The sequence below is a fragment of the Bacteroides celer genome (genome assembly GCF_002632415.2).
Classification (GTDB): Bacteria; Bacteroidota; Bacteroidia; order Bacteroidales; family Bacteroidaceae; genus Bacteroides.
In genome coordinates this window covers 245332-266493 of sequence record NZ_CP178209.1, presented here as the reverse complement: position 1 = coordinate 266493, position 21162 = coordinate 245332, and the positions used below count along the sequence as shown (strand labels likewise).

Genomic DNA, 21162 nt, shown 5'->3' with positions numbered 1-21162 from the left:
GAGTACATATTTGGCAAAAACAGGCATATAATCCGAGAATTTGCCGTAGGTTTTAACAACTGCAATCATTACTTTTGAGAAAAAATAAAAAGTATGCAGAATCCCATAGTCTATATCATGGTAATCTTTACCTGTCTCTCTAGTTTGTCTGCCCATGCATACAATTTGAGACAGATTAACAGTATCAACGGACTTTCCAACAGTTCCGTCATCTGTATCATGCAAGATGACGAAAGATTTCTCTGGATCGGTACTTATGACGGTCTTAATGTCTATGACGGACATAATATACGGACTTACAAACCTGCAATCAATAATTCGACCGGGCTATCCAGTAATGTCATAAGGAAAATCCTGGAAACGTCTGCCGATTATATATGGCTTAGCACCAAATGGGGACTGAATAAATTCAATCAGCGCCGCAATAGTATAGAAGAGTATTACGAAGAGTTTAATGAGGATTGCCATTTTGCCACCGATACACATTCACATTTATATATTCTGGGGCATACGGGATTTATATCACTCTATCAGGATGAGCAGAAAAAGTTCATAAACCTGCCCATCGATCCGGAAATAACCAAAAGTAATGTGTCCGGAATGACAGTCGACGAGGATGGCATTATCTGGATTCTGTATAAAGGCACCTTAAAAAGATACAGCATTCATGAATCAACAGATGGAGAACCGACTATCATGCCTCATGCCGATTTCAGACATGAGGATGCTATTGATTATCTGTTTAAAAGTGACAATAAACTAATAATCGTAGACCAAAAGGGAAATATATTTGAAATAAAAGGAGATCAACAACTATTCATCTGCAATATCGAGAAACTAATGATGGAAAATGGAGGAATTTCCTCCATCATATATGATAATGAAGATATTCTGATCGCATTTAATTCAAATGGCTTAATCAGATTGAATAACAATCAAGGGAATTATCTGCCGGAAAGGATCAGAATTGATTGCGGAGTGTTTTCCCTATGGAAAGATCAGCAACAGGATATTGTCTGGATAGGGACCGACGGACAGGGAGTCTACGCGATGACAAAGGATGAATATACTTTCAACGGCATTAATCTGACGGAACTACCTATTGAAAAGAAACGCCCGGTGAGAGCTGTTTACGCAGATGACGACAATAACCTCTGGCTTGGAACGAAAGACAATGGAATCATACACATCAAGGACTATCAGTCACAAAATTACTCACAAGACAACGTCATACATTACACTACAGCCAACGGACTATCCAACAATGCTATCTTTGCCTTTGCTTCTACCCCCAACGGCTTACTTTGGATTGGTTCTGACGGACCTAATCTGAATTATTATAATCGCACAGACCATAAAATACACACACTGGAAAACCGGACCGGACTCCCCATAAAATACGTACATTCTATCCTGACAGATACCGATTCATTACTATGGGTAGGTGCAGGAAACGAAATCTTCAGAATCCGGATCGGAAAGAACGGATATAAATTGTATACGGATGATATCGACCGATATACCTTTAATGTCAAAAACAAACATCGGTTCAATCAGATTTATGCATTATGTTTTGAAAATGACTCCATCATGTGGATAGGAATGCGGGGAAATGGAATCATACGCTTTAATACCCAAACTTCCAACAGTAAATATTTCAGTTTTGAAGACAACGGCATCGCACCCATGAACGATGTACTTTGTTTCCATTACAACCATAAAGGCACATTATGGATAGGAACAAGTTATGGCCTAATACGTATGTCATTAAAAAGTGGAGAAAACTTTGCTTATGAAAACATCAACGAGACACACGGACTGCCCAACAATACAATTCATGGTATCACTGAAGACCATCTGGGTAAACTCTGGTTAAGTACCAATGCGGGGCTTATCCTGTTTGATCCTGAAAAAAGGACTTTCAGAAACTTCAATAACAAATCCGGAATAAAAGTAGTTGAATACAGCGATAATGCTTACTTCAAGCGCTTGTCCGATTCCTCATCCTTTTTCGGAGGAGTCAATGGTTTGGTCTGGATTAATAAAGGGGATGATTTTCAGAAAAAATATCAGCCCGAAATATACTTTACCGGCTTGAGGATATTCAATAAGCAATACAATATAAGTGACTTTGAGAAACAAGAATCAAAAGGTAATCAGTTAGTGTTGAAGCACCGCCAAAACTTTTTCACGATTCAATTTGTGGCTATGGATTTCATTAACGGTGAAAATGGGACCTATTCGTATAAACTCGAAAATTTCAGTAATGTCTGGATGCACGCACAATCAAATGAAGCACAATTCACCAATATCAGTCCGGGAGAATATATACTTCATGTCAAGTACAATGACGGTTTAGGCACCGACATCCCAACTCAATCAATAGCCATACAAATTCTTCCTCCATGGTATAGCTCCATTTATGCCCAAATCATATACGTAATGCTCATCGGAGGAGGTATTTGGATAGTTTATCTCTTTTTAAAGAGGAAATATAAACAGCGCAAGGTTGCCGTAGCTCGTCAGTTAACCGAAAAATATAAAGAAGAGATGTATGAAAGTAAATTGCGATTCTTTACTAATATCACACATGAATTCTGTACTCCCCTATCGCTTATATACGGTCCCTGCATCAGAATAATCGATAGTAAGGAGGCATCTTCATCCATTAAGAAATATGCTAATTTAATCAAATCGAATACCGAACGGCTCAATGGGCTTATACAAGAAATTATAGACTTCCGACGGATGGAAACCGGGAACAAGATATGTGTGATTAAACAGTTGCCTCTTGGAATAATTGTCAAAGAAATGATGGAATCTTTCACTGATATTTCCGAAAGGAACCATATTGAGTTTGAGGCCGAATTCGACAATACCCTGATATGGAATAGCGACGAAAGTTGCTTCGTTAAAATCGCCAACAACCTGCTCTCGAATGCCTTCAAATATACTCCGCCCCGCGGCACCATACGTATCAGAATGTATATAGCAGAAAGTAAGCTAATCTTTTCGGTCTACAATACCGGAAAGGGAATACCGGAAAAAGACATTTCCAATATTTTCAATAGATATACTATCTTAGATAACATAACAGAGAATTCAGTGAACGAATTATCTGCCCGCAACGGATTGGGGTTGGCTATTGCTTATAGCATGGCCGTGCTACTCAAAGGAACTATTGAGGTAGAAAGCATTGAAAATGATTATACTTGCTTCACTGTGACACTGCCTTGTCTGGAAGTAGACAACCATGCGAAAGAATCTCCGGAAGAGGAGAAGAAACATTCTGTAGAGTCCATAACCTCGGCAAACAGTTTCACAGAAGACAACGATCTTGCTATCTTATCTTCTCTACCTTCCATTCTTGTCATTGATGACAACAAAGATATTTTATGGATGATAAAAGACATATTCCAGGAAGAATATACCGTTTTAACTGCCGAGAATGCAGAAGAGGGGATGAAAGTATTAAAGAAATATAGCCCCGTCCTTGTCATTACTGATATTATGATGCCTGGAATCGACGGAATTACATTGACCAGACAAATAAAGCAGAATCAGCATTTAATGCATATCCCTATTATCATCCTTTCGGCCAAAAATGATAATAGCGATAAGGTAGCAGGTGTCAACTCGGGCGCCGATATATACATAACCAAACCTTTTGATGTCAACTACCTAAAAACTGTCGTAACCAAACTTCTGGAAAAAAGCAAGAATCTGGAAACTTATTACTCGACATCAGCCAGCGCCTTTGAATTTATATCGGGACAGTTGGTCGACCGCGAAGATAAAGAGCTTATGGAAAAAGCGATGCGAATTATCGCAGAGAACATCAGTAATAATGAATTTACCCCCCAAGAACTTGCCAGCAGCTTACAAATCAGCATCCGCAATTTATATCGTAAATTCGAACAATTAAATCTGTCTCCACCAAAGAATTTCATTAAAGAACAACGAATCAACTTTGCGACAAAACTACTTGTTACCACTTCACTCACTATTGAAGAAATTATGTATCGAAGTGGATTTATGAATAGATCACATTTCTATAAGGAGTTTACAAAGCGGATGGGAGTGGCACCTAAAGACTACCGTTTGCATAATAAAAAATAGGAAAGCTACAAAGGTCTCATATACTAGCAGCAATATCATTCCTGATCTGCTGAATTGCAAGAAGCAATCCAGGCAGATGCACTTTTACTATTTTAAAAATTTCTTCGGGGTCAATAGATAAATATTCATGAGAAATAATATTGCGCAGTCCAATGATGCTCCTCCATGGAGTACCGGCATAATTTATCAATAATTCATGATTAGTCAGATTATCTATATTCTTAACAGTTTCACCTATGGTTTGCAAACGCATACAAGTTGCATCAAAAATATCCATCTTATCAGGAGAAGCTAAGAAATCATTTACAGAAATAACACTACCACATCTTTCTATAGTTGTATTAATACGTTCTTCTACAAAAAGAAGCATATCCAATATGTCAGCATTAGATATAGATTGCATCTTTCTCTATATGATTGCGGAATAAACTACGCATAATTGCAGTTAAAGACACGACATCCACTTTTGCATTAAAACGCTCTTCTAATGACTCTTTTATTTCCATTCGAGTAAAATAATCCGGATCTTGAAGCTTTACACAAATATCAATATCACTATCCTCTTTCTGCTCACCACGAGCCACAGAACCAAAAAGTCCTAACTTTTCAATTCCATATCTCTCCCCAAATTCTTCCTTAAAATTCCGGAGAATAGCGATTATTTCATCTTTTGTTTTCAACTGACACTATTGTTATAATGCAAATATTAAAATTAATATTGGAATTAGCAAATTCTTAATCATATTTTGTGGTATCACTAATTGAAAAAAGATGCACAGGCCATCGAATTTTCATCGATCCCCTGTACACCTACTACTCTAAATTCTACTTCAAAACATAAATAGCCTAATTATGCTGCCGAATCCATTATTAACAACCGTGTTAGTTATATCCATTAAAAGTACAGAACATAATTACGTAAAACGCCTAGAGAAATCTCTAAGACGATGTATCGCCTATCCTTCCGTCTTCCAGAATCAGGAGAGGAAAGGCATATCATTTTAGGAATGATACCAGAACAGGAATAGATATAGTTAACTATCAATAAAATACAAATAGAATATATGTCAATGCCAATACGATCAAAATATAATCCGACTTCATCTTTTCAGTTAACCTTAGCATATACACTTTTTGTTGTTTATAACCATCAGGAGAACTATAATTTGGCTATTTATAAATGATCAGTTTAGGTTTATGGCAAGAGTTGTAGTTGTCATCAAGTATTGCCCCATTTGAGAAAATGATGTGCTCATCCTTGAATGTACCATATCCTTCATGAGCATGGCCGAACAAATGATAATGTGGCTTTACCTCATAAACCTTGTTTCGAAGTAATGCATTTCCCCAGTGAATTCCTGCTGATTCATCAAGTATCATGATAGGAGGTTCATGAGTAATGAGCACGTCAACATCATTTGGTATCAAAGTCTCAGGATGGTTATATGCCAAACCAAAGAACTTAATACCATCAATCTCACATTCACAATCTTGAAGGAAGTATACATTGTTAGGCAAATCTTCAATGCCTTCAGCCTCCCAAAGGCAAAGATCATGATTACCAGTTATGAAGATTTTGTGAGGATAGGGTAATTCGATGAACCAGTTGAGAAAGTTAAGCACTTCTTCCTCTGTACCATTGTCCGTAAAGTCGCCACAGTGTACAATGACATCAGCAGCTGGAAGATCGGTCAACTGCCGATGCTGATTATGTGTATCAGAAATTTGAAGTATTTTCATTTTACAGAAATATGAATGTCATGTATGTCAACATCACCTTCGTCGAATATAAAGTATGAAGAAATTCCACTAATGCTATCATATCGTGAGTTCTCATCTTTATGTATAGGTATGACCCCAATACGAGGATGAAGAGTTTGACAGACTTCTTTTAATGTTTCAACATCAGCGTGTCCACTTGTGTGAACACCATCCATTGTTCCATCTAATATTCTATCGCCAAACAGATTACGGATATTTATAACATCGCTGTTTGTGTAGTCTTTACCCTCTTTTGCATAGCCACCCCACATAGAATATATCAACCACGGTTTTTCATCATTATATATATCGAGCATTCCCTTAAGCAAATAGCCACTACTCATTCGAATTGGCATTAAGAACCCTTCCTTCTGTAGCTTGCTTCTAACATTGACAGCTCTATAACTGATTAGCTTGAAAGCATTAAACTGGAATAAATCAGATTTGCATCCTGCATATTTCGTGAATACATTAAGTACCCTATCTTGATACTCATCAACTAAGAATATACGTCCAGTCTTTTTACACGCCGCATGGAATGTTGCAAGCCGGTCAAGGTCAGTTGACGAACACAAGGCAAAGACATACTTGTGTTCACGCAATGCCTTTATAATATTCTTCTGTATTTCGCTCTCTGAAATCACACATTCTTGACTTCTTCCTAACATTGTTCCTTCTGTTATAAGTATGTCAACTTCTCCCACATTCTTCTTCAAAGTAGGAAAAAGACCTTTGCCAATATAGCCATGTCTGCGAAAATCTCCTGTGTGCAATATCTTCTTTCCCTCACATTCTATCAAGAACATATATGCATCAAAAGCAGAATGACTAACAAAATACGGAGTAACGAAAATCTTCCCTTTCTTACTGACATCAATACGTTTTGCCGCACAATAGGTTTCCATACGCTCTATTGCTTCAATCTGTTTGGAGTAATCTCCGTGCCCCCTCAAAGCGTCATATTTGCAGAGCATAACTTCTTTTGCTCCTACTCCTATATATTGAAGGACATTTGTTGGTATCAGATGGTGCAAACCAACATGATCACTATGATAATGTGTATAGAATACAGCATCAGCATTTCCTATGATTGATTTTACTTGTTCTTCTGTCAGTTCTTCTTTTTTGCAACCAGGAAGATTGCTACCGAAGTCTATAAGAATTTTACAATTCTCGGTCGATATTTCTGTAATACAACCACCTATCTGGTCAGCCCCACGATGAATAATAAGATTCATTCTGTTTCTAAGTTTTCTGATGTAACGAGAGTACCCTCAACCTCGGATGTGCATGTGTATGCTTTCATTTCCGGTAAAAATAAATCACGAATAAATCTATATCTTTCGCAGATTGTTTCAGATAGTCTATTGTCTTCTCCTACAATTACACACGGTATTATTCTTCCGGAAAGCTTTAATGGTATTTTATTTTTGTAATTGGAACCGATAAGTCCATAATCTATTTTTTGCTCGATCATTGCTTTTATTCGTTGGTACAACTTATCATCTTCTCTAGCTAATTTTTGAAACTGTAGATAGTAATATGAAGTTTGAATGGGCGACAATGCAGTCTTAGCAGGATCATTTTGTTTAAGTTCCATTATCAATATATCTCCATTAGTATTTAGACCAAGGAAGTCAAATTCACCATACTCAGGTTTTATTTCTTCAGGGAGTGTTCCATTGTACGTCTTTCTTAATTGTTCAATTTTCAATGTTTGTTGGTCTACGATTTCCTTATTCCATTCATCTTTTATGCCTTTTGTTTTAAAACCGATAACTAGCTCCTTGTCAAAAAGAATAAAATCATCGGTATCTTTAACTTCGAACGTATAACGACGTCCTATTAATGTCTGATAATATCCTTCATTGCGAACCTCTGTATCTTTATAGTATCTTTTGAATTTTTCCGTGGAAGCGATTTTCGCTAAATATGTGTCAAACTGATCCGGTGTTGGATTTCTAAAAAAATCTGGTTGCATTAATTCTTTGTAAGCCTCGGCTACATCACATATTTCATTAACTTTACCCGAATGACTACGAAAGGTTAGTATACGTCCAGTACCTCTATATATAGAAAACCAAGAACGATTAGTTTTAGGATCATTTCCAGTCTGGAAATCTAAACAATTATGTGATTTAACATAACTGATGATCCAAGGAAACCGCTCGTTTATTTGGGTTAGCAACTTTTCATCCATTTTCCTATCGTAATAGGTTGTTTTTATTGTGTAATTATTAACCATTTCCAATTTCTTCATTTAGAGTTTATAACTGTGTATATTGATCTCTGCTAAGACTCTGCACGCCATTATTTTCCTATTTATATCTATTTATGGCAGCAAAAAGTCTTTTTCTAATTTCTTCACGCAGCCCTATTGGCTCCATAACTTCGATCTTTTCACCCATAGCAAGTAACTGACTTGTTAGCTCTGGAGTTAAGCAAAGTTGGTATTCAAAGTCGCTGTACTCTTTGTGTTCTGTTTTTATCTCTTGTTGAGAGAAATGCAGTGGCAGAGAACGCATATACTCTACATGAACACCGAATACCCGAACAACTACTTTCTGTGGCTTCAATTTGTCATTGACAAATATGCCAACTGTATGAGCATAATATTCTTCTGCATCAAAATCATTGGGGAGTATAAATGAGTCATCTGTCAATTCCATTTCCAAAATACGATCAAGGGCAATATTCCTTATTCCCTCCTGCTCTTTGAGATAGCCGACTACATACCAACGCTGATGGTAAACCTTCATAGCGTATGGCTGCAAGTGAAATATTGACTGATGACCATTGAAAGGTTTATAATCAATCTTCAGTTCCTTTTTTCGTTGCATTGCATCTATGACTGTTTGGAGATATTCAGTTCCTTCAGGAATTTCCTCAAACAAAATTCGATCTTTCATGTTGCGCCCTGCTTCTATCATATTAGACACAGTGAAGGAGTTAAGCAACCACTGACGAGTCTTGTCATTTTTCAGTTGACTGGAAGAAGAAATATAATACTCATAGCTGGATGTATCACATTCGACCTCTACACCAAAAAGTTCTGCAATAGCTTCTCTATGCATGTGGAATGTACGTAATGCAAGCGGTCTACCATCACCGAGACAACTATCTTTCCATCGACAGCTTATCTCCTCAAAAGTTAATCTGCGATGCTGAAGCAGCGTGTTGAGCAACCAGATATAGCGGTTAAAGGTTTTACTTATCATTTTCTAAACTTCCGTGATTTTCAAAATATTATTACTATTTTCTATTATTCAATTGCTTAACCCCTTTTTGTATATCTCATCTAATTGTTTTTCCTACTTTAGATATCTTGATAGCATGTTTTATAGGGTAGAATTCATAATCTTATTTAGTACAAAGTTAACTTTTTTGTATGCAAAAAAACTGCATACCACCTAAATATATTAATTTATAGCATTTTTTTTTATGTGTGCAACGTTTCTGCATACTTCACCATTATTTTTGCACACTCATTTTAACATTCTATTCGTCATGGCATACAAAAAAAATCCAAAGAAAAAAGATGCTCTCAGTATAAAGAGAGCTGTAGAATCTCTGCGTTTCCAAATTGATTGGGGTTTAAAACTACTTGGCGCAGAGAAAGGAGATCTATTTCATCAATTAGCAAAAGTAGAGGTTGATTTCATCTCAGAGCTCAACCTCACCCAAGATATTCTTGCTATCAAGAGCCTCGTGGATGGAGTGAAACAGAATTTACAGATAGAGCCCACACCTGAAAGTGGAGATTTCACCCATAGTGTCGTTGCTCTCGCTCTTGGCATTGCCTCAATTAGCCACCTTAGCAACATAAGTTTACCAGAGTCATGGAGAGACCAGATAGAGAAAAAACTACTTACAATCTACTATCCGGAAAAGCTGCGTAACAAAGTCGTAGATTGGGCAAAAGCGAACGGTTACAGCACCTCCAGCTACCTTGGCCGTCCAATCGTGAAATTCAAGCAGTTGTACTTAATTATAGAAAGAACAAAATAAGTCCGCTTTTTTTGCTCTGACCATCGCATTTTTTACAAAATACGCTCATTCCATATTAAACATTCCATTCTACTACCGATAAATATCCATTCAATTACAACACATAAGAATTTTCATGATCGTCTTTACATTGAATTTATACGCAAAAGAAAGGGGCTGTCTAAAAAGGGACTTGTTAGACACTCCCCTAAAATTCTTTATTGAGTTACCTATACCCTAACTCTTATAAGAGTCTACGCAAAAATATCGCTTCGTAGAATATAACCGATTACATCTCCCTTATGTACAGTCGCACCTTGCTGTGCACATATCTCCACCACACGTCCGGTAAATCCGGTTAGAATCTTTTCATATTCCCCCCACGGAGTGGAAAGATAACAAAAGACTTCGTCATGCTGATATTTACGCCCGATGAATGGAGCAATGGATGGTCCCTCTACGGAAACTTCCCAAAGTACCTGTCCGTTATCAGGGGCAATAACCGGATCTGCCTTGGCACGTTTCAACTTCTTAATTTCCTCTTCCGAATACCCGTTCTTTGCCATTGCCGCATCCTTAGCATGTTGCAACTCTTCCTCAAAACGCTTTTTGGCAACCCCGGACTTATAATCACGATACTGGCGATCGTGCATAGCCAGTTCAAAAAGTTCTTCGTCATCCTCTCCATATTCCCAGCCATTTTCATCCATTTCCTTTCGATATTCATCCAAAGCATCCGGATAATTCAACTGCGGGTCGGTATCGACAAATTCATATCCTTTAGATTTCGCCAACTCTATAATCTCCGGTGCAAGCGTACCAGGAAGACGTCCACTTTTACCCAGAATCATATCCCAAGTATGGTTATCTATCATTGTCCAACGTTCTTCCCCTTTTACCTGCTGCATAAGATTCATTAATGCAACATTTTTCACATACTGGCTGAAAGGAGTCACCAAAGGAGGATAACCCAGCTTGGGCCATACATATTCCACTTCATCAAAAAGCATCACAAGCAGATCATCCAGACTAAGTTCCGGCTCATTCTTACTCCTTAATATCATATTGATGCCGGAATGCACTCCTTTCAGGTCTGCCATCATGGAACCCATCATGCCACCCGGCAAACCACATTTCAGTAGAAGCGAAGACATATATTTGTTGGTAGGATCCATGAAGTAACCCAGAAAGTCATCAATGAATTCCTGCGTCATCGCACGAGCCTTCATATATGCTTTCATATTAATATCCGGAACCTGAAAACCTAAATCTTTCAACATTGCCTGTACCGAGATTACGTCCGGATGCACTTTACCCCAAGACATGGGTTCCATAGCCACATCAATAATATCCGCACCATTCTCGCAAACCTCGAGGATGGATGCCATAGACAATCCCGGCCCACTATGACCATGATATTGTATCAATACATCCGGATGTTTTTCCTTGATGGTCCTGACCAGTTGCCCCAACATACCCGGGCGACCAATACCTGCCATATCTTTCAAACAAATTTCAGGTGCACCAGCCTCAACCAGCTGATCGGCAATTCGAGCATAATATTCAACGGTATGCACCGGAGAATAGGTGATACAAAGAGTTGCCTGCGGAATCATACCTGCTTCCAAAGCATATTTAATGGAAGGAATGATATTTCTCGTTTCATTCAGCCCACAGAAGATACGTGTGATGTCCACTCCTTGCGCATGCTTGACTTTATACATCAGTTTACGCACATCTGCCGGAACCGGGTACATGCGCAACGCATTCAATCCGCGATCAAGCATATGCGTTTGAATACCCGCTTCTTTAAAAGGTGCGGTAAAAGCACGGACGGCCTTATTAGGATTTTCGCCGTACAACAGATTCACTTGCTCAAAAGCACCGCCGTTTGTTTCAACTCTGGCAAAACAACCCATCTCAATAATCAAAGGAGCAATACGGACAAGCTGATCAACCCGAGGTTGATATTTACCGGAAGATTGCCACATATCCCGATAAACAAGACTGAATTTAATTTCCTTTTTCATCATAGCCAATAATAAGTGATTTTTTCTTCGGTTAACTTCACATATACAAATATAAAGGTTTAAACTGACATATAGTCAAATAATCACCTTAAAAAATAGAAATAAAGAGATGTTTTACATCATAATGTAAGAAGAGCATCTCCATATAGATCCATTTGTTATAAATAACAAATCAAATTGTTTTATGTTCGCATTTATTTTTTTAAGAAATGCTTTACTGACATATATACAATAAAAGATGCACAGATCACCGATCATAAATCGATTCTCTGTGCATCACTACTACTCTAAAGACACTTTTAAGACAAAACTAACTAAATTATGCAGCCGGATCCGGTGCTTCCCCGTTATCTCCCTTACCATCATCACCGGAATCAGGATTGCCACCATTATTACCACCGTTACTACTTCCATCCGTATAATCCGTTTCAATCTCCACACGACGGGTGATACTCATATCTTCCAACGTATCCTTAAAGATTTTTCCCGGATAAAAAATAATTTTTCTTTGAACGATCGACTTGGACGAAACATCTTTCTCATCATCCGCACTCTTGGCACGGATAGTAGGACTGAAAATACCGAACTCACCCAACTGAACGCTCTTTCCATCGTCAATATCCTCGGCCATTTTATCTACCAGACCGCTGACCACCAAATCAACCACCTTACGATGGACACCACAAAGCTGACTCACCTTGCGACACATCTTTGCAAAATTCACCTTACCGGAACGAACCGATTTTGCTACATACTTTTCGTTTTTGTCCTTGTCAAAACCGAACACACGTTTTGTTACTACATACTCTAAAGCCATAATTGTTAAAGTTTAAATGGTTAAAAAAATAAAGGTTATCTATTTGTCATTCTCTTTGTTTGAATGACTCTGCAAAGATATAACAGGGCAGATACCGCTCAGTCCCCTTTTGTCCCTTTTATGTCTCCTTTTAACAACCTGAAACTTACAATTACTTAGGCATAAACATCTATTAGACAGCGTTCTATATGAATTAATTATTTTTTCTGTAAATCAGCGTTCAACAAGATACTGAACCTGCCAACGGATGGGACTCCTGTTTCAGTCCGCATTTGCAGAACAGATTCATCCGGTTTATTTTCTATTCCACAGGAGTTAATTTGTGTTTTTGAAGTGTATCACAAACAGGAGGCCATATAGGCAGACACACTATCCCTTCCTTTACGCATAGGTTCCTAGGATGAATCACATAGCATTCTCCTATGCGCTGATAAAAACTCTCGTTGAACCTGATAAGCGAACAAATGGTATACTTGTCATTCGATTTTACCTCTATTGGAAAAGTTTTACATTTTAGGATAAGTAGCCCGGTATCACCCATATAGTACTTCACATAAGTCCTGTCTTCATTCAGCGAGAGTCCCAACCGAGTCACTTACCTTATTGAAATCCATCAAAAGATAGCTTCGGTATTCATTCTTTGTGAACTCTTCCACAAGAGTGGATTTACCTATCCACCGGGCACCTTCTATTAGAAGTGCCTAAGTGCCTGCCGCCTATCGTTTCCAAACAAACAGTTTGTTATACATTTTAGTTTAAATATCATGTTATTCACTATTTATCATCTTATCAATACACAAATTGAATACTATATTCCACAATACGCACTTTCCCGTATTAGATTTGCATCAGCCCGATAAAGTGTACCAACTAAGAAAGTACATATTATTTATATAACATTATTTTACCACTTCACATGTGTAACAAAACAAAATTCAAGTCAGAAAAATCCTGCACAAAATCCCTAAGAATATGGCATTTTATGCATGTTTGAACTGGGGTACATGGAAATGTACAGCCGTCAAGGTACATTATAAGCAAATCGCATACCTTTGCTCTATACAAAGTCAGAGAGACCTATAAATAAACAGGGAATATATAACAACCACATTATTTATATATAAAACAGTAACGTTTATGAAAAACATGTATTTAACAGTAGTACTAGGAATACTGGTTCTCACCGGATGCAACAGCAATGAATATGGTGGACCAGATACCCCTGGTGCAAAAGCTGAAATCTGGGGAAGTATAAGCAGTCCTCAAACACGCTACCACGGCTCCATGTGGGGTCAGGGAGAATGTATAGGTGTATCCGTTACCGGAGGGGATACAGGAAGCACTAATATCTTATATCAATGCTCCGGAGAAAACGAACAACTTTTTACTGCTGTAGGTGACCATAATGATATTTATATCAAAGGAAATGGTAAAGTCTCACTGACTGCATATCACCCTTACACCGGTATCAACGGTACAGCAGGAGGGCTTGTTACAGTAGACACCAAAAGTGAAAATCAAACCGCAACTAATCAACTCAATATCGATTGGTTGTTTGCCGAAGCCACTACTACCCGAAGTAATCCTCTGATCAATTTTCAATTTACACATCAACTGAGCCAACTTAGCTTGATTTTCAAAAATAAAGATGAGAGTAAACCCGAAAATGTTTCTTACACTTTAAAAGGATTTATCACAAAGGGATTCTTCAACACCTCAAATGGCACAACCTCTTTAGGAACAGAAAGCGAAGATGTAAGTGTACTAGTGAATGACAATACATCAATAACTTCGACATTAATTTTATTACCTCAAGAAGTAGTACAAACTACAATAGAAGTGGTAGCCGATGGGGTTTTTTATGAGAAAACAATAGATAATATAACATTAGAAAGCAATAGAAGACACCTATACACGGTTACTCTGGGAGGAGAAGGAGAAAATCCTAGTATTACCATCACAGAAAGTGGCATCACAGATTGGCAACCTGGTAATGGAGAAAATATTAACTCTACAACTGATGCTCCTGAAACAGATACCGCTTTTGATTCTTCCTATTGGAATAACTCAGGTGAGACACAAGATATAAAATCGCAATCAACCGAAAAATAAAAATAAGGAAATATTTTCCCTCATTTCTAATAAATATAAAAAACAAGAAGATATGAAACGAAATATATTTGTATATACAATAGCACTCGCATGCTCTTTACTTATAGCGGCATGTTCACAAGACGAGAACATTACTCTTTCAAACAATGATAAAAATAAGATTCTAATTAATATCACAGATAAAGCTATATATAATAGTAGCAAAACCCGTGCAACAACAGATGAAACATATAAAACAACATTCGAAAACGAAGATCAGATAGGTTTGTTCGCCGTTAAAAATGGAGAAATTGCAGGCTCAATTAATAATGTATGCCTAATTTACAACAAGACTCACGATGTATGGATACCTGCAAATGGCTCTTTATTTTATAGCAGCGAACTGGAAGGAGCCACTTATTATGCATATTATCCTTATAAAGAGGAAGTTAGCAATTCTTTTAAAGCATCCATTGAAAACCCTTTTGCAGAAATCATAAGTAACTGGAAGATAGGTGCTAATATGAGTGGAAGTGAATATACCCAATATGACTTGATGACAGGCTCTGCAGAAGCTGAACTATCCGGTAAGAATTACTCACTCAATCTAACATTAGAACATCAAATGGCAATGGTAGTTATTCAGTTACCGTCCACCACATATGAATTTACAAACCAAGGAACAACAATAGCTCCATACAACATTCCTGCTGCTAATCCAACATTCAAGCTAACCAAAGGAGAAAGTGAGAATATAGAAGTGCAACCATATTATGAACCAAGCACAGATAAATATCGCTTATTGATAAACCCTACAACTACTTATAAAATAAATGGCACTTTCATTTCAAGCGAGAACAAGCAGTACGAAATCGCAATTACAGGAATAGAAAAAGGAACATACGCACCATACACTGTTGATGGTGGAACAAAGAAAATACAGCACGAACTGAAGATTGGAGATTTCTATTGTGCAGATGGCACTTTAATTAAAGCAGATCAAGATTTAGAATCAGAAGATAAAACCAAAATCATTGGGGTCATTTATCAAATAGGGACCACTGAAGCTATAAGAAAAGACTATCCTGAATGTACGCACGCACTGGTATACGCATTAAAACGTAACGAAGGAACCGGACAAAGATGGGGAACCGTATCCAGTGTTAGCAATAAGACATGGTATACAGACATTCTTCCTGCACCAGTCGGTACAAGTTCAGTCAACGGGCAAAAAATTCCAAATGAAGAAGAGTTTTCAAATACTGGCTACCAAGATACCAAAGCATGGTTAAATTCAGACATCGCTGTTGTTGGAGCAGATATCAACTCTGTTGTAAAAGAGAAACTTTCCAGCTATTCAGTCCAGGCTCCATCATTCACGACCGGTTGGTATGTTCCATCAGTCAAAGAGCTACTTATCATACAAGAGCAAAATACCACTATCTCAAGCAGCTTAACCAAAGCCGATGGAGAAACGCTATGGCAGGATTCTTCATGGGAGCGATTAACTTCCGGAAGTGGTTATTGGACATCCACACTACGTAGTGAGTCAACAATATGGGTATATACCGGACTTAATGAGGAAGGACATCGAGAAAAGAATTATCTTGCCCTCAATCTAAAAACAAATTCATACTACCGCTTCGCACTAGCATTTTAACACTTAAAATATCAAGAATAGCATTATGAAAAAGATTATTTTAATTATCTCATTAATCACCCTTAGTCTGACAGGCAATGCACAGATTATCAAAAACAATCTCCTTGATGGATATAAAACCGGAGACAAGTTAGAGAAATCGGCATATATTGAGCCTAAAGCAATGATTCAAGAAAATACTTGGTGTGCTGCCTATACTAAAGATCCCAAAGCAGCAACAACATCAAGTCCCATAATTGGAAAAGAACTAAGTTACCCCGAATATCAGGAAGGTGGTCCATCCATACAATTCGGATTTGAGGATGGGATAAAAGGGACACGTTCCAGTGTGTATTCTATGACATCATCCGGCAAAACATACCGGCAAGGTAGTTATTACCTTGCTTGCCTTGTCAACTTCTCAAAATTAGGAACTAAAAAACCTAGTGAATTTTTAGCATTAATCGCTAACCATGTAGGCGGTAGTGCACGCGGAAACATATATGCACATCGTAATGAAAATGGCAAGTTAAAATTCACAGTTGGACTAGGTAAGAATCGTACGGAAGCTCCCAATGAATACGATTTCAAGAAAACCCATTTACTCGTATTAAAAGTAGACTACACTAATAATCGAGTAGAATTATTCGTAAATCCGTCTTTAAAAGGAGAAGAGGCCCAATCTGATGCCATGGCTAAAGGAGAAGAAGGTGCATTAAAAGCAGGATTAAAAGCAATATCTATCAGAAATAACCACACATATCAAGGAAATATTGGAAATATTCGTTTCGCCGGCCGCTGGACCGATATTACTACTAAATAATACATAATATTAAAACACTATTTCCATCATAAGCTCTCCCTTATTTGCTAGATATACATTTATTTCCAGATAAACAAGGGAGAGCTTTTTGCACAAATCTTTCTAATTCATCATTTTTTTAATAATCTTTTTGCGGCTTCTGCATAACGTCTGCCTAGTATTATTTGGCTGTCTGCATCAAAATGAGGATCTTTCTCATTCTTCAGTGGCTTTAGCCCCTCGGACGAAACACAGGCGCTATTTGGAAGAAAAGAAGAAATATCCTTAATCATATCGTTAAATGGTTTCGTTCCTTCAGGTATATAAGGCTTCTTTGTCCAGTTCCATTCTGCCAATTGTCCTACAATGACAGGTAAATCAGGTATTCCCAAATCATTACGAAGATCCGTCATTAGCTTTATTATTTTCTTTTTATATCCTTCAGGATACTGACAATCTGTCTCTCCCTGATGCCAAATAATAGCTTTCAGTTTGCCATATTTCATTGCTTCCTTAGTTCGGCGTAAAGCTTCATTATAATAGAGCCCACCTGTTTTTTCTGTGCTCTTCAACCAAGAGCGGATGGAAGTACCGCCACGAGCATTTACTATCAAGCCTACCGGATGTTTTTTAGAAGCCATTGCTTTAGCAAAACTATATACAGGTCCCAAATATTCACCGGTAAGTCCCCTTCCGATAGTAGAATAACGATTTAAAGGATTTACTGCTAGCTCAAACTGGTCTTCGGCATTTAATAAATAAACATTCTGCATCGTATCCATCACCGCCGGAGAAAGTTTTCCTCGTCCGGCCATGTTAGATTGTCCAATACAAAGATACAAATCCATATTCTTCACAGGCTTGCCTGCATATACCATAGGTATTCCCAGTAACAATATCCCTACAAAAAGGGTGATTACATTTTTTCTCATTTTATTATTCTATCTTTTAAAAATTCAACTTACTGTTTTCCAAAAATTCAACCTCAATAATTGGTAAATAACGTTCTTCATCCGCCTTTTCCTGTACGCGTGTATTTGATGCTTTATCTTCTACCTCAACAATTTCTCCGAAAGCATCTTTCACACTAACAGATCCCTTCAAACGGATAGTTATATTATCCGTACGCATCGGCATTGTTTTCAAATGTATATATCCCAAATTTCGTTCTGTCTTTCCACTCCAAACGAGGGTATTTCCTGCATATACCTCTAACGGATAACTATTCTTACGCCACTCTCTTAACTTCAAACAGACATCATCAATATTCACCTCACGTTCAAGCTGATAAGTAATCCAAGCCGTACTAAGCTGCCCATCATTACTCCATTCACTAAGTTCATCATCATCATAACTTTTCGCTACATTCTGGCTATTAGCACCTGCTTTAGCCGAAACAATGCCTATATTAACTTTTTTATCTCTATATGAAGAGGATAATGGCGTTTCACCTTTATCTAATCGTCCTTTCAATGTCATTTGTGGCAAATAGTTACTTACCCCATCAACTTTTTCCACCGGAATAGTTTCTAAGGTTATAGAAGCCTCAGGAAGGCCTTTCGCTTTTGCTGTAAGTATCAATTTCCCGGCTTTCGTTGTACTACGGATAAGAACACGATTTACTCCACATTCTACAGGTAAGTCCTTACTAAGGATATAATTATCCTCACCCTGCGCAATACCACCGCGCCATTCAGCTTCACCTTTCAAATCAAATTTGACAATCCGATTATCCAATGGACAACGTTTTCCATCCTTATCTACTACCTCGAATTGAATAAGTGCCATATCTGCTCCATCGGCATGAAAACCTTCCGGATTTTGTATAGCTGTCAATCTTATATTTGTAGGCTCACCAACAGTAGTCAAGACATAGCGGCTCAATTCTTTTCCAGCCTTATTATAACTGACAGCCTCCAGTTTACCCGGTTTAAATGCCACTTTATCAAAAGTAAACAAAAAATCATACTCACGTTCTCCTTCACCTAATAGCCGGTCGTTCAAAAATAATTCCACTTTTTCCCCGGTAGATACTACATATACAGGTTTCACCGTATTTTCCGGATAATTCCAGTGACCAATTATATAAGTCTGTTCAGATTCTATATCTACCCAACCATTCCACATCACCTGATGCGCAAAGAACCCGTCTTTCTCTATACGCATAGCATCAGTCACACCACTACGACGATAATTTTCTGCTCCACGAAAGTGTGTATTACTATCAGAGAAAATAATCTTAGTTCCTCCAGCATTGATTCTCAATCCAGTCCCTGGACGCTCACGCCAATAATCATACCAGCGACGGACTAATTCAACCGCAAACATATCCTGATTATGATTATAGCTCTTGGCAGATGCTCCACGGTGTAAAGGACCGTCACCTTCCTTATGATACGGATAACTATAATCATCCCAATATTTCCTTAATCCTTCATCTCGACAATATTCCATTGACCACATCGGATGATGCCTACTCTTATTAACATAAAGCATTTCACCACCATATTCTGCTTCACGAATATCAAGCATCTCACGAGAACCAATAGCACGTCCACCATAAGGATCATATTTATCACGTATTGCTTTCATTTCCAACATATGTTCACGCTTAATCCCCTTATTTCCACATTCATAAAACAAAATACTCGGATTATTACGATTATAAATAATTGCATCACGCATCAGTTCTGTACGTTGTTCCCATTGGCGTCCCTTGGAATCCCGCTCCTGATCACCCGCTGGCATTGCTTGTATTAATCCGACACGATCACACGACTCCACATCCTGTTTCCACGGAGTAACATGCATCCAACGCACGAGATTAGCGTTACTTTTCACGACTAAATCATTAGAATAATCACTCAACCATGCAGGAACAGACATTCCAACTCCCGGCCACTCATTAGTTGTACGCTGTGCATAGCCTTTTAAATGAATCACACGGTCATTCAACCAGACTTTACCTTCATCAAATTTTGTTTTTCGAAAACCTGTTCGAGTATTCACTTCATCAACAACCTCATTATCTGCATTTACCAACTTTGTTTTTACTGTATATAAATAACCATATCCCCAACTCCAGAAATGAAGATTATTCACTTCAGCCTCCGCTTTTATAATCTTTACCTCTTTTGATTTCAAGCACACATCAGGCCCCTTGAATACTTTGACATTTTTTCCATCTGCATCTACTAAAGTTACCAAGAAACTAAATTTCCGTGATTTATGACTGTCATTCTTCACTTCCGATTCCACATGAATTTTAGCCTTCCGGTTTTTAATATCAAAATCTGTTGCATAGACATAAAGTCCAGTTGTTTTCAAATTATTATATAGTGGTAAAGTCTGATATACATCATTCGTCACATGCAAAAAAACATTTTTAGGAATGCCGCCATAGTTACAATTGAAACGGTTATCATGCCATTGAAATTTTGTATTTGTACTTACTTCCTTATAGCTCCAGTCATTATCTACACGTACAGCCATAACATTATCACCATTTTTCATATAAGGAGTTAAATCAAATCCCACCGCCATAACTCCATTTTCATGCTTGCCCAAATGATATCCATTCAAATAAAAATCAGCTCCCTGACGAACTCCTTCAAACTCAACAAAAACCTTACGAGCATCTAAAACTGCAACTTTAAAGTGCTTACGATACCATACTATTGTATCAGTCAGTTGGTCAATGGCAACTTTAAAAGACTCATTTTCATTAAAAGCTCTTGGAAGAGTCACCATATTCCAATCACTATCCTCAAAACCAACAGCTTGTGCATTAGGAACATCACCTATCTTCAATAGCCAGTCACTATTGAAATTATATTTTTCACGTCCTGCCGCACACCCCTCTGACAGGCTGAAAACGCATAGAATAAATGTTATTACTAAAATTCGCTTCATCATC

The 21162-nt window shown here is 37.7% G+C and carries 15 protein-coding genes; 5 read left to right on the top strand and 10 right to left on the bottom strand.

The genetic code is table 11. The annotated features are described in order from the left end of the window. Positions 1 to 93 precede the first annotated feature (93 nt). The gene (locus CJF29_RS00820) at positions 94 to 4119 is read left to right on the top strand and encodes a two-component regulator propeller domain-containing protein (protein WP_099147339.1); all 4026 of its coding nucleotides are present in this window, start codon (positions 94 to 96) and stop codon (positions 4117 to 4119) included. A 16-nt stretch (positions 4120 to 4135) separates the two neighbouring features. Here CJF29_RS00820 and CJF29_RS00815 read toward each other — a convergent pair whose 3' ends face one another. From CJF29_RS00815 to CJF29_RS00790, 6 genes are all read right to left on the bottom strand, one after another. Further along, complete coding sequence (locus CJF29_RS00815; protein ID WP_004317062.1) at positions 4136 to 4522, bottom strand: DUF86 domain-containing protein; 387 nt, start codon at positions 4520 to 4522, stop codon at positions 4136 to 4138. Continuing rightward, positions 4506 to 4799: a nucleotidyltransferase family protein gene (locus CJF29_RS00810; protein WP_004298496.1), complete on the bottom strand. Its 294-nt coding sequence runs from the start codon at positions 4797 to 4799 to the stop codon at positions 4506 to 4508. Before CJF29_RS00810 ends, CJF29_RS00815 begins: the two co-directional genes overlap by 17 nt. A gap of 490 nt (positions 4800 to 5289) precedes the next feature. After that, on the bottom strand, positions 5290 to 5859 hold the full coding sequence (locus CJF29_RS00805; RefSeq protein WP_099147338.1) for a metallophosphatase domain-containing protein: 570 nt from the start codon (positions 5857 to 5859) through the stop codon (positions 5290 to 5292). Next, positions 5856 to 7118 (bottom strand): MBL fold metallo-hydrolase, encoded by a 1263-nt coding sequence (locus CJF29_RS00800; protein ID WP_099147337.1) that lies wholly within the window; start codon positions 7116 to 7118, stop codon positions 5856 to 5858. Before CJF29_RS00800 ends, CJF29_RS00805 begins: the two co-directional genes overlap by 4 nt. Beyond that, on the bottom strand, positions 7115 to 8140 hold the full coding sequence (locus CJF29_RS00795; protein WP_099147336.1) for a hypothetical protein: 1026 nt from the start codon (positions 8138 to 8140) through the stop codon (positions 7115 to 7117). Before CJF29_RS00795 ends, CJF29_RS00800 begins: the two co-directional genes overlap by 4 nt. A 58-nt stretch (positions 8141 to 8198) precedes the next feature. Continuing rightward, positions 8199 to 9098 (bottom strand): helix-turn-helix transcriptional regulator, encoded by a 900-nt coding sequence (locus CJF29_RS00790; protein ID WP_032844510.1) that lies wholly within the window; start codon positions 9096 to 9098, stop codon positions 8199 to 8201. A gap of 289 nt (positions 9099 to 9387) precedes the next feature. On the opposite strand from CJF29_RS00790, the gene CJF29_RS00785 reads away from it, so the two are divergent. Continuing rightward, positions 9388 to 9888: a hypothetical protein gene (locus CJF29_RS00785; protein WP_099147335.1), complete on the top strand. Its 501-nt coding sequence runs from the start codon at positions 9388 to 9390 to the stop codon at positions 9886 to 9888. 233 nt (positions 9889 to 10121) lie between these two features. Here CJF29_RS00785 and CJF29_RS00780 read toward each other — a convergent pair whose 3' ends face one another. Continuing rightward, a complete protein-coding gene (locus CJF29_RS00780) occupies positions 10122 to 11897 on the bottom strand; it encodes an oxaloacetate decarboxylase (protein ID WP_099147345.1) in 1776 nt (591 codons plus the stop codon). Positions 11898 to 12216: 319 nt separating this feature from the next. Next, positions 12217 to 12714 (bottom strand): HU family DNA-binding protein, encoded by a 498-nt coding sequence (locus CJF29_RS00775; protein WP_004302663.1) that lies wholly within the window; start codon positions 12712 to 12714, stop codon positions 12217 to 12219. Positions 12715 to 13851: 1137 nt separating this feature from the next. On the opposite strand from CJF29_RS00775, the gene CJF29_RS00770 reads away from it, so the two are divergent. Genes CJF29_RS00770 through CJF29_RS00760 form a run of 3 tightly spaced genes read left to right on the top strand, consistent with a single transcriptional unit; the run spans position 13852 to position 17267 of the window. Then, positions 13852 to 14826 carry a fimbrillin family protein gene (locus CJF29_RS00770; protein WP_099147334.1) on the top strand — a complete coding sequence of 325 codons (975 nt, stop codon included), beginning with the start codon at positions 13852 to 13854 and terminating at the stop codon, positions 14824 to 14826. 52 nt (positions 14827 to 14878) lie between these two features. After that, the gene (locus tag CJF29_RS00765) at positions 14879 to 16465 is read left to right on the top strand and encodes a fimbrillin family protein (RefSeq protein WP_008646714.1); all 1587 of its coding nucleotides are present in this window, start codon (positions 14879 to 14881) and stop codon (positions 16463 to 16465) included. 25 nt (positions 16466 to 16490) lie between these two features. Next, positions 16491 to 17267 carry a hypothetical protein gene (locus CJF29_RS00760; RefSeq protein WP_099147333.1) on the top strand — a complete coding sequence of 259 codons (777 nt, stop codon included), beginning with the start codon at positions 16491 to 16493 and terminating at the stop codon, positions 17265 to 17267. Between the two features lie 110 nt (positions 17268 to 17377). Here the strand turns inward: CJF29_RS00760 and CJF29_RS00755 are convergent, their stop codons facing one another. Further along, the gene (locus CJF29_RS00755) at positions 17378 to 18178 is read right to left on the bottom strand and encodes a sialate O-acetylesterase (protein WP_099147332.1); all 801 of its coding nucleotides are present in this window, start codon (positions 18176 to 18178) and stop codon (positions 17378 to 17380) included. A gap of 16 nt (positions 18179 to 18194) precedes the next feature. After that, on the bottom strand, positions 18195 to 21161 hold the full coding sequence (locus CJF29_RS00750; RefSeq protein ID WP_099147331.1) for a glycoside hydrolase family 2 protein: 2967 nt from the start codon (positions 21159 to 21161) through the stop codon (positions 18195 to 18197). Position 21162: the final 1 nt, after the last annotated feature.

What these genes read in the sequence shown, in the direction of transcription:
- CJF29_RS00795 (WP_099147336.1), bottom strand. Translation starts at nt 8,140, where the DNA reads ATGAAGAAATTGGAAATGGTTAATAATTACACAATAAAAACAACCTAT.
- CJF29_RS00750 (WP_099147331.1), bottom strand. Translation starts at nt 21,161, where the DNA reads ATGATGAAGCGAATTTTAGTAATAACATTTATTCTATGCGTTTTCAGC.
- CJF29_RS00760 (WP_099147333.1), top strand. Translation starts at nt 16,491, where the DNA reads ATGAAAAAGATTATTTTAATTATCTCATTAATCACCCTTAGTCTGACA.
- CJF29_RS00775 (WP_004302663.1), bottom strand. Translation starts at nt 12,714, where the DNA reads ATGGCTTTAGAGTATGTAGTAACAAAACGTGTGTTCGGTTTTGACAAG.
- CJF29_RS00790 (WP_032844510.1), bottom strand. Translation starts at nt 9,098, where the DNA reads ATGATAAGTAAAACCTTTAACCGCTATATCTGGTTGCTCAACACGCTG.
- CJF29_RS00805 (WP_099147338.1), bottom strand. Translation starts at nt 5,859, where the DNA reads ATGAAAATACTTCAAATTTCTGATACACATAATCAGCATCGGCAGTTG.
- CJF29_RS00755 (WP_099147332.1), bottom strand. Translation starts at nt 18,178, where the DNA reads ATGAGAAAAAATGTAATCACCCTTTTTGTAGGGATATTGTTACTGGGA.
- CJF29_RS00815 (WP_004317062.1), bottom strand. Translation starts at nt 4,522, where the DNA reads ATGCAATCTATATCTAATGCTGACATATTGGATATGCTTCTTTTTGTA.
- CJF29_RS00820 (WP_099147339.1), top strand. Translation starts at nt 94, where the DNA reads ATGCAGAATCCCATAGTCTATATCATGGTAATCTTTACCTGTCTCTCT.
- CJF29_RS00785 (WP_099147335.1), top strand. Translation starts at nt 9,388, where the DNA reads ATGGCATACAAAAAAAATCCAAAGAAAAAAGATGCTCTCAGTATAAAG.
- CJF29_RS00800 (WP_099147337.1), bottom strand. Translation starts at nt 7,118, where the DNA reads ATGAATCTTATTATTCATCGTGGGGCTGACCAGATAGGTGGTTGTATT.
- CJF29_RS00770 (WP_099147334.1), top strand. Translation starts at nt 13,852, where the DNA reads ATGAAAAACATGTATTTAACAGTAGTACTAGGAATACTGGTTCTCACC.
- CJF29_RS00780 (WP_099147345.1), bottom strand. Translation starts at nt 11,897, where the DNA reads ATGAAAAAGGAAATTAAATTCAGTCTTGTTTATCGGGATATGTGGCAA.
- CJF29_RS00765 (WP_008646714.1), top strand. Translation starts at nt 14,879, where the DNA reads ATGAAACGAAATATATTTGTATATACAATAGCACTCGCATGCTCTTTA.